The sequence below is a fragment of the Halomonas maura genome, assembly GCF_030409305.1.
GTDB classification, from domain to species: domain Bacteria; phylum Pseudomonadota; class Gammaproteobacteria; order Pseudomonadales; family Halomonadaceae; genus Halomonas; species Halomonas maura.
On sequence record NZ_JAUFPQ010000010.1, the window covers coordinates 176377 to 185661 of the forward strand.

The window sequence follows — 9285 nt, forward strand, 5'->3', positions numbered from 1 at the left end:
ATGATAACGCGAATCCGGCGCGAATGCCGTTGCCGTCTATGTTCGCCCATGCGGCCTTGGTAGAGTGAAAGACAGACGACACGGAGGACACCCCCGCCATGGCAGATGACCTGCTTTCACAACTCAAGCGCATGACCACCGTGGTGGCCGATACCGGCGACCTCGAGGCGATTCGCCGCTTCTCGCCCACCGACGCCACGACCAACCCCTCGCTGATCCTGCAGGCCGCCCAGCAGGAAGGCCGCCGGGCCCGGCTCGCCGAGATCGCCCGCCACGCCACCGATATCGACGACGCCCTGGACGGCGTGGCGGTGGAGATCGGCAGCGAGATCAGCGCCCTGGTACCCGGCTACGTGTCCACCGAGGTCAGCGCCCGGCTGTCCTTCGACAGCGAGGCCACCCTGGCCCGGGCCCGTTCGCTGATCGAGCGCTATGGCCGCCACGGGGTCGGCCCGGAGCGCATCCTGATCAAGGTAGCCGCCACCTGGGAAGGCATCCAGGCGGCCAGGGTGCTGGAGCGCGAGGGTATCCACACCAACCTCACGCTGCTGTTCGGCTTCGCCCAGGCCCGCGCCTGTGCCGACGCCGGGGTGACCCTGGTCTCGCCCTTCGTGGGCCGCATCCTCGACTGGCACAAGGCCCAGGATCCCGAGGCCGACTTCGCGGGCGATCGTGATCCCGGCGTCCAGTCGGTCCGGCGCATCTACGAGCACTTCAAGGGCCATGGCTTCGAGACCATCGTGATGGGCGCCAGCTTCCGCAACAGCGGCGAGATCCAGGCGCTGGCCGGCTGCGACCGCCTGACCATCTCGCCGGCACTGCTCGGCGAGCTGGCCGAGACCGAGGGCACCCTGGAGCGGCGCCTGGCGCCGCTGGGCGCCGAGACCCGCCCCCCAGAACCGCAGGACGAGGCGGAATTCCGCTGGGCGCTGAACGAGGATGCCATGGCCACCGAGAAGCTGGCCGAGGGCATCCGCAAGTTCATGGCCGACCAGCGCCGGCTCGAGGCCTTGCTGGGCGAACTGCGTCAGGCCTGACGAAAACGGGGAGTCGCCGTCGGCGCCTCCCCGTCTCCCATGTGGCGTCGGCGGCGTCTCAGTCGCGGTGCGCGGCGGCCTCCTGGGCCTCGAGCATCTCGACCAGCGGCTGGAACTGCTCGCGATTGTGCTCGTTCATGTGCATCAGGATGCGATGGGCCTCGAGGATGCGCTGCCGCATGCCCTCCTCGTCGGCGGGCACCTCCGGCAGTTCCCGGAGTTCGTGAGGCTCGGTGATGGGGGATTCCACCAGGGTGAAGTAGTGGGCGAAGCCCATGACGTCGAGCATGCGCTGGACGTCGGGATTGTCGACGACGATGGTCGGCGGATGCTCCAGGCGACCCTGCAGCGCCATGGCCACCTTGGCGAGAAAGCCCAGGGCGGTGGAATCGACATTGGTGGCCTCGCGCAGGTCGATCATCACGGCCTCGAGCCCGGGGGTCTCGGCCAGCCGCTGGGCCTGGCTGTCCAGGGTCGCGCACAGCGTCAGCCGCACGTCACCGCACAGCTTGAGCACGAACACCCCGGAATCGAACGCCGCCTTGATGCGGCCTTCATGCATTATCATTGCCAAATCCGCTCAACATCATGATCGTCAGGTCGTCGGGCAGCTCTTCATGGCCAGGGGCGTGTTCGGCGATAAGGTCATCATCGTCTTCCATCTTGCCCAGGGCAAGACCGTCCCTCAGCTCCGCCACCGTCTCGCTGGCCAGTACCCGGCGCTCGAGCTCCCGGAGCCGCGCGTCGAGGGTCTCGCCGGGCAGGCATTCCAGAATCCCGTCGGAACACAGGCAGAGACGGAAGGTCGCGGGCAACGGGCAGCCCAGCCGGGGGTACTCGACATGCGGGAAGAGCCCCACCGGCATGCCCTCCCCGGCCAGGGGCCGAACCTTGCCCTCGGCGACCAGCAGCGGCATGGGCAACTGGGCGCCGAGCGAATAGTGCAGATAGCGACGCTCCCGGTCAATGACACCAACGAACAGGGTGGCATGCTTGCCGATCCCCGTGTCGAGCAGCTCGCGGTTCAGGGCCGCCAGCCAGCGTGGCGCCAGGCATTCGGGGGCCTGGCCATCCCACTCGTTCTGCCAGCGATTGGAGAGGTACTTGAGCAGCACCGTGACGAAGGCCGACGAGGCCCCGTGGCCGGAGACATCGGCGAAATAGAACAGGGTGTAGCGATCATCGAAGCGCTGGAAGTCGAGGAAATCCCCGGACAGGTACAGTGACGGCGCCAACCAGTAGTCACAGGTCACCCCGCCCACGGTCTGGGGCCGCGGCGGCAGCAGCTTGCGCTGAATCTGGCCACCGGCCTGCTGGTCCATGCGCAGCATGGCCAGGTGGGTCTCCAGGCGCTCGTTGAGTTCGGCCAGGCGGGCACGATCATGTTCCCGTTCCTCGGCGAGGCGGCTGACCTCGATGACCCGGCGGATGATCCGGCGCAGCAGGTGGCCGTGACGATGCGGCTCGATGACGTAATCCACCAGGCCGGCATCCACCGCCTGGAGCAGGTCGCTGTCCTGGCGGTCGTCGCTGACCACCAGGGTCGGCAGCCGCCTGGCCAGGGCGGCCCACTCGCTGCTGGGCACGATCCGGGAACGGGCCACCGCCAGCGAGGCCGTGGCCGGCAACTGGTCCGGCCGTTCCACGGCGACCACTGCCAGGCCATCCTTGGCGATGGTTTCGGCCAGGGCATCGCGCTCCGGCCCGGGGGCATCGATCAGTCCGATCAGCTCGTTGGCAGCTGGCATCCCGTCATGGCCTCATTCGGCGTCGGCGTCATCAAAGTCGGCATCATCGAAGTCGAACTCATCGCTGGCGAAGGGGTCCTCGCCCAGCTCACCATCGTTGACCTCGAAGCGTCGTCGCTGCAGCCAGCTGTCACGGATGAAGCTGTAGCGATCCCCGCGAATCAACCGCTCCTGGTCGAGCAGGCCCGCGCGCGTGTCGATCACGTCCAGGGCACGCAGGGAAAGACGCACCTTGTCCTCTTCAACATAGGTCAGCGGGTAGGTGTAGGAATCCACCGGCAGGCCGGCGGTATCCCGCACCGTACTCGGTCCCAGCAGCGGCAGCACCACATAGGGCCCCTCGCCCACGCCCCACACCGCCAGGGTCTGGCCGAAGTCCTCCTCGCGCCCCACCAGTTCCATGTGCGAGGCCACGTCGAACAGTCCCAGGACCCCCACGGTGGAGTTGATCAGGAAGCGTCCGGTGGCGACGCCGGCATTGCCTGGCTTGCCCTGCAGCAGGCTGTTGAGGGTGGTGCGCAGCTCGCCCAGGTTGGCGAAGAAGTTGCCCACCCCGGTCTCCACCGGATCCGGCGTCACGAAGCGGTAGCCCTGGGCCGCCGGCTTCAGGGCGTAGCGATCGAGGGTGTCGTTGAAGGCGAACACCTGCCGGTTGAAGCCCTCCCAGGGATCCTCCGGATGGGCCTGGCGATGGTTCGCCGTGGAGGCACAGCCCGAGAGCACGGCCACGGCGAGCAGCGCCGCACCGGCCTTCCGGTTGGAAAATGATGGGGTCATTGCGTCAGTGGTCTCCCTGCACTTGATCCTTTGTCCTTGCGTCAGCGTCGCCGCACCACGACGCTGCCGGCACTGTAGCCCGCGCCGAAGGAACACACCACCCCGACCTCGCCGGCCTCGAGGTCGTCGCGATGCAGGTGGAAGGCGATGATCGAGCCCGCCGAGCTGGTATTGGCATAGCGATCGAGGATGATCGGTGCCTCGCCCGGGGCCGGCTCGCGGCCCAGCACGCGACGGGCGATGAGGTCGTTCATGTGACGATTGGCCTGATGCAGCCAGAGCCGGCGGAGGTCATCTCCCGACAGCGAGAGCGCGGCGAGGTGCTCGCCGATCAGGGTCGCGACCAGGGGACAGACCTCCTTGAACACCCGCCGCCCCTCCTGGACGAAGAGCTTGTCCGCGGCCAGCGGGTCGCTGTCGGTGACGCGGTCGAGAAAGCCCGCGTTGTTGCGGATGGCATTCGAGAAGCGGGTCACCAGCCGGGTGCCGAGCACCGTGAAGCGGGCCTCGGCGGTGGCCAGCGCGTCGTCCTCGAGCACGATGGCCGTGCAGGCATCGCCGAAGATGAAGTGGCTGTCGCGGTCCCGGAAGTTGAGATGCGCCGAACAGATCTCGGGGCTGACCACCAGGGCGCGGCTGGCCCCGCCGGCGCGGATGGCATTGGCCGCGGTCTCGATGGCGAAGGTGGCCGAGCTGCAGGCCACATTCATGTCGAAGGCATGGCCACCGGCGCCCAGCGCCGCCTGCAGCTCCACGGCCACGGCGGGATAGGCACGCTCGAGGTTGGAACAGGCGACGATCACCAGGTCGATGTCGCCGGCGGCGACCGAGGCCCCCGCCAGGGCCTGGCGGGCGGCGGCGAGGCCCATCTCGCACTGGATGGACGGGCTGTCGTTGTCGCGTTCCGGCAGCCGGGGGCGCATGCGCTCGGGGTCGAGGATGCCCTCGGCATCCAGCACATGGCGGCTATGGATCCCCGAGGCCTTGACGATGAAGTCACTGCTCGACGGCTCGAGGGTCGCCGGCTCGCCGGCCGCGCGGCGTCGCGCGTTCTCGGCATCGACCCAGGCATTGAAGGCGCTCACCAGGGCCGCGTTGTCGATGGCATGGGGAGGGGTATAGAGGCCCGTGCCGGTGATTACCACATCAGTCATACGTCGTCTCCATGGGGCGTCGAGCCTGCCGCCGGGCGTGGCGGCGTACCCGGTCGCGGCGCTCAGGCCCGGCCGGTGAGTTCTGCCCAGCGTTTCTCGAGGCGCTTCGCCGAGACCGGCATCCGGGTGCCCAGCTGCTGGGCGAAGAGCGAGACACGCAGCTCCTCGATCCACCAGCCGAACTCGACCAGGGCCGGGTCCTCGACCTCACCGCGACGCTCGCTGTCGCGGCGGGCGGCCAGCCGCGCCTCGAAGTCCTGTACCTCCTGCATGTGCATCTGGTCGCGCAGGCGTTCCCGGGGCGCCTTCTCCAGCCGGATCTGCGCGGCCTCCATGTAGCGCGGGTATTCCGCCAGCCACTCGCCCGCCTCGCAGACGAAGCCCGGGTGCACCAGCCGCTGCATCTGGGCCTTGAGGTCACTGTATACCAGCGCCAGGGAAAGATTGAGGTTGCCCTTCAACGCCTTGGTCACCGCCAGGTGGCCCTCCAGTGCCTGCTTCAGGGTCTCGATCAGGGCCTCGGCCCGGGGGACCAGCTCGCCGCGGGTGGCCTCGAGGCGGGCCTCCAGGGCGTCCCGGGAGCGCGGCAGGGGGTCCACCGCCACCACCTGCTGGAAGACCGCGGCCACCAGGTCCTCGGTGAGCTGGCGCTTGCTGCCCACCTTGGCGAACAGCAGCGCACAGGGCTTGAGGCCGGCCAGGCGCTCGATGGCGCGCACCTGATCGGGCGATCGGGCCATGGCCGCCCGGACCACCCCGCGGCGATGGGCCTCCCGGGCCTTGTCGGGATGGTCGAAGAGCTCGACACGCAGGGCCTCGTGCTCCGGCACCACCGCCGGATAGGCCTCGACGCGGATACCGGCCTGGGTGGTGACCCGCGACTCCGGCAGGGGGGTATCCGGCAGGGTCTCCAGGGACGGCGCGTCACTGGCCTCGCCGGCCAGCGCCCGGGCGCCCTCCCCGGCCGCCGCCTCGAAACGACGCTCCAGGGCCCGGGCATCGCGGCCCTGGCCGAGTTCGCGGCCCTCGTGGTCGACCACCCGCAGGTTCATCACCAGGTGGGGCTCGAGCTGGTCCAGGCGCCAGTCGTCGGGATGCAGGCGCACGCCGGTCTTGCGCCGCAGGAACTCGCCGAGGGCCTCGGTCAGCGGCGTGTCGTCGGGAGCCATGGCCTGCAGGGCGGCGTCCACCCAGTCGGGGATCGGCACCACCTGGCGGCGGATCGACTTGAGCAGCGACTTGAGCAGGGCGATGCACTTGTCGCGCAATAGCCCCGGCACCAGCCACTCCAGGCGCGCCAGGGGCAGCTGCGGCAACATGGCCGCCGGCACCGTCAGGGTCACGCCATCGTCCGGGGCCCCGGGGGCGAAATGATAGCTCAGCGGATAGCGCACCCCGTTCAGTAACAGTTCATCGGGATACTGCGCCTGGGTGACCTCCTCGGCCTCGCGGGCCAGCAGCGCGGCGCGGTCGAACTTGAGGACGGCCGGATCCTCGCGCTCGGCCTGCCTGCGCCAGGCCTCGAAGCCCTTGCCGTTGACGATGTCCTCGGGCAGCCGGGCGGCGTAGAAGTCGAACAGCGCCTCCTCGTCGACGAGGATATCGCGCTTGCGTGCGCGGTCCTCGAGGTCCTCGACCTCCTCGACCAGGGCCCGGTTGTGGGCGAAGAACTCGCCGCGGGTCTTGAACTCGCCCTCCACCAGGGCCCGGCGGATAAACAGCTCTCTCGACTGGGCCGGATCGATCGGCCCGAAATGCACCTTGCGCCGGGCGACGATGGACAGGCCGAACAGCGTGACCTGCTCGAAGGCCACCACCTGGGCGCGCTTCATCTCCCAGTGGGGCTCGCTGTAGCTGCGCTTGACCAGATGGTCGGCCAGCGGCTCGATCCAGGCGGGGTCGATCCTGGCCACGGTGCGGGCGAACAGCTTCGAGGTCTCCACCAGCTCGAAGGCCATCACCCACTTGGGCGTCTTCTTGGCCAGCCCCGAGCCGGGGTGGATCATGAACTTGCGGTTGCGCGCGCCCTGGTACTCGCGGTTTTCCAGGAAGCTGCCCAGGTGCGAGAGCAGCCCCGGCAGCAGCGCCTGGTGCAGCCGCACGGCGCTCTCGCGGCGCGCCTGCCTGGCGGCCTCGCCGTCGTCATCGTCGGCGGGCAGCGGTGCCGGCGCCGGCACCTCGATCTCCATGTCGCGCAGCAGCTGGCGCAGCTGGCGGAAGGTATCGTGCCATTCGCGCAGGCGCAGGTAGTTGAGATAGTGATCCTTGCACCAGCGGCGCAGCCGGTTGCCGGAGAGCGCCTCGCGGGCGGCCTCGAAACCGTGCCACAGGTTGAGCAGGCCGACGAAGTCGGAGTCCGGGTCCTGCCAGCGGCGATGCGCCTGGTCGGCGGCCTCGCGCTTCTCGGCGGGACGATCCCGCGGGTCCTGGATGGCCAGCGCCGAGACCACGACCAGCACCTCGCGCAGGCCGCCCTGCTCGGCGCCGGCGAGCACCATGCGGGCGAGCCGCGGGTCGATGGGCAGTCGCGCCAGCTTGCGGCCGAGCGGCGTGATGCGCTGGCCCTCGTCCACCGCGCCGAGCTCGAACAGCAGCCGGAAGCCATCGGTGACGAAGCGCGAGTCGGGCGGGTCGACGAAGGGGAAGGCCGCGATGTCGCCGAGCTTGAGCGAGAGCATCGACAGGATCACCGAGGCCAGGTTGGTGCGGCGGATCTCCGGGTCGGTGAAGGCGGGCCGTCCGAGGTAGTCCTCCTCGTCGTAGAGGCGGATGCACACCCCCTCGGCCACGCGGCCGCAACGCCCCTTGCGCTGGTCGGCGCTGGCCTGGCTGACCGGCTCCACCGGCAGGCGCTGGATCTTGGCCCGGTAGCTGTAGCGGCTGATGCGCACCAGCCCCGGGTCGATCACGTAGCGAATGCCCGGGACGGTGAGCGAGGTCTCGGCGACGTTGGTGGCGAGCACGATGCGCCGCCCGGCGTGGGGGGCGAAGACGCGATTCTGCTCGGCGTTGGAGAGCCGAGCGTAGAGCGGCAGGATCTCGGTGCCCCTGAGGTCGGCGCGGCGCAGGGTATCGGCGGTCTCGCGAATCTCCCGCTCGCCGGGCAGGAAGACCAGGATGTCCCGGGGGCCGTGGAACCAGCGCTGCTCGCGCTCCACGGCCTCGATCTCCTCCACGGCATGCAGGATGCCCTCCTGGAGGGTGCGGTCCTCCTCGTCCTCCGCGTCGCGGATCAGCGGGCGATAGCGCACCTCCACCGGGTAGGTGCGCCCCGAGACCTCGACCACCGGCGCCGGGCGGGGCGTGCCATCCGGGCCTGCCAGCGCGAAGTGCTCGGCGAAACGCTCCACGTCGATGGTCGCCGAGGTGATGATCACCTTGAGGTCCGGGCGCCGGGCCAGCAGCCGCTTGAGGTAGCCGAGCAGGAAGTCGATGTTGAGGCTGCGCTCGTGGGCCTCGTCGATGATGATCGCCTCGTAGCGGGTGAGGTCCGGATCGTGGCGCGTCTCCGCCAGCAGGATGCCGTCGGTCATCAGCTTGACCAGGGTGGCGTCATCGGTCTGGTCGGTGAAGCGCACCTGATAGCCGACCTGCTGCCCCAGGGGCACCTGCATCTCCTCGGCCAGCCGGTTGGCCACCGAACGGGCGGCCAGGCGCCGCGGCTGGGTGTGGCCAATCAGGCCGCGGCGGCCGAGACCCAGCTCCAGGCAGAGCTTGGGCAGCTGGGTGGTCTTGCCCGAGCCGGTCTCGCCGGCCACCACCACCACCTGGTGATCGCGTAGCGCGGCCATGATGTCCTCGCGCCGCTCGGCGACCGGCAGCTCCTGCGGATAGGTCAGGCGCACCGGGCGCGATGCCCGGGCCTCCACCTTGGCCCGGGAGCGCTCGATGTCACGGCGCAGCTCGGCGATCCCGCGGTCCACGGGCTTGCCCTGGCGGCAGCGCCGAGACAGACCAGCGAGCCGCTTGCCCAGCCGGGGGGCATCGCGCAACAGCACGCCTTCGAGCTCGCCTTGCAGGGCCTCCAGGGCGGCGGCGTCGGAGGGAGGTGCGTCGGGGGCTTGGGTCAGGGTACTCACGGCGGACTCGAGGGCTCCGATGATCGATCAGGAATGGCGACGAAAGAACCCGCATCGACGGGGCGATGCGGGGCATCCATTGTAACGCCGGGAGACAGGCGGCGCCTAATCGCCACCCGCGCCGAGCGTGACAACCGAGTTGGCAGGATAGATAAACGCCAGCGCATCTATCGGGGGCGACCCCCGCCATCGCGGGTACGCTTCCTCGCCCTACGAGCCGAGCTGCCCTGTCAGACCCGCGCCTGCTGCGGTGCCTTCGCGCAGTTGGCGGCGTAACACCTTGCTGAGCACGACGGCGCCTTGGGCAACCCGACCGCCCTGACCTCAGGCCGGTGCCGTCTGCGGCTGCTCGTCGCGCAACTGGCGACGCAGAACTTTCCTGAACGAGATGGCGCCTTGGGCAACCCGACGGCCCTTCCCTCAGGCCGGTGCCGTCTGCGGCTGCTCGTCGCGCAACTGGCGACGCAGAACTTTCCTGAACGAGATGGCG

At 69.5% G+C, this 9285-nt stretch carries 7 protein-coding genes; 2 read left to right on the plus strand and 5 right to left on the minus strand.

Annotation, left to right across the window (positions count from 1 at the left end; all coding sequences use genetic code 11):
• Positions 1-98 precede the first annotated feature (98 nt).
• Complete coding sequence (gene tal / locus QWY76_RS05170) at positions 99-1037, plus strand: transaldolase (protein ID WP_290310041.1); 939 nt, start codon at positions 99-101, stop codon at positions 1035-1037.
• Positions 1038-1095: 58 nt separating this feature from the next.
• Here the strand turns inward: tal and QWY76_RS05175 are convergent, their stop codons facing one another.
• From QWY76_RS05175 to hrpA, 5 genes are all read right to left on the minus strand, one after another.
• Complete coding sequence (locus QWY76_RS05175) at positions 1096-1605, minus strand: STAS domain-containing protein (protein ID WP_290310042.1); 510 nt, start codon at positions 1603-1605, stop codon at positions 1096-1098.
• The gene (locus QWY76_RS05180; RefSeq protein WP_290310043.1) at positions 1592-2785 is read right to left on the minus strand and encodes a PP2C family protein-serine/threonine phosphatase; all 1194 of its coding nucleotides are present in this window, start codon (positions 2783-2785) and stop codon (positions 1592-1594) included. The genes QWY76_RS05175 and QWY76_RS05180 overlap by 14 nt, the downstream gene beginning before the upstream one ends.
• 12 nt (positions 2786-2797) lie before the next feature.
• Positions 2798-3562, minus strand: a complete 765-nt coding sequence (locus tag QWY76_RS05185; protein WP_290310044.1) for an MlaA family lipoprotein — start codon at positions 3560-3562, stop codon at positions 2798-2800.
• A 41-nt stretch (positions 3563-3603) separates the two neighbouring features.
• Positions 3604-4716 (minus strand): beta-ketoacyl-ACP synthase III, encoded by a 1113-nt coding sequence (locus tag QWY76_RS05190; protein ID WP_290310045.1) that lies wholly within the window; start codon positions 4714-4716, stop codon positions 3604-3606.
• Between the two features lie 62 nt (positions 4717-4778).
• Entirely contained in the window at positions 4779-8795 is a 4017-nt protein-coding gene (gene hrpA, locus QWY76_RS05195; protein WP_290310046.1) for an ATP-dependent RNA helicase HrpA, read from the minus strand.
• Positions 8796-9095: 300 nt separating this feature from the next.
• On the opposite strand from hrpA, the gene QWY76_RS05200 reads away from it, so the two are divergent.
• A partial coding sequence (locus QWY76_RS05200) for a hypothetical protein (protein ID WP_290310047.1) occupies positions 9096-9285 on the plus strand: 190 nt, incomplete at its 3' end.

Coding starts and splice junctions, on each gene's coding strand:
- tal (WP_290310041.1), top strand. CDS start 99: ATGGCAGATGACCTGCTTTCACAACTCAAGCGCATGACCACCGTGGTG.
- QWY76_RS05175 (WP_290310042.1), bottom strand. CDS start 1,605: ATGATAATGCATGAAGGCCGCATCAAGGCGGCGTTCGATTCCGGGGTG.
- QWY76_RS05180 (WP_290310043.1), bottom strand. CDS start 2,785: ATGCCAGCTGCCAACGAGCTGATCGGACTGATCGATGCCCCCGGGCCG.
- QWY76_RS05185 (WP_290310044.1), bottom strand. CDS start 3,562: ATGACCCCATCATTTTCCAACCGGAAGGCCGGTGCGGCGCTGCTCGCC.
- QWY76_RS05190 (WP_290310045.1), bottom strand. CDS start 4,716: ATGACTGATGTGGTAATCACCGGCACGGGCCTCTATACCCCTCCCCAT.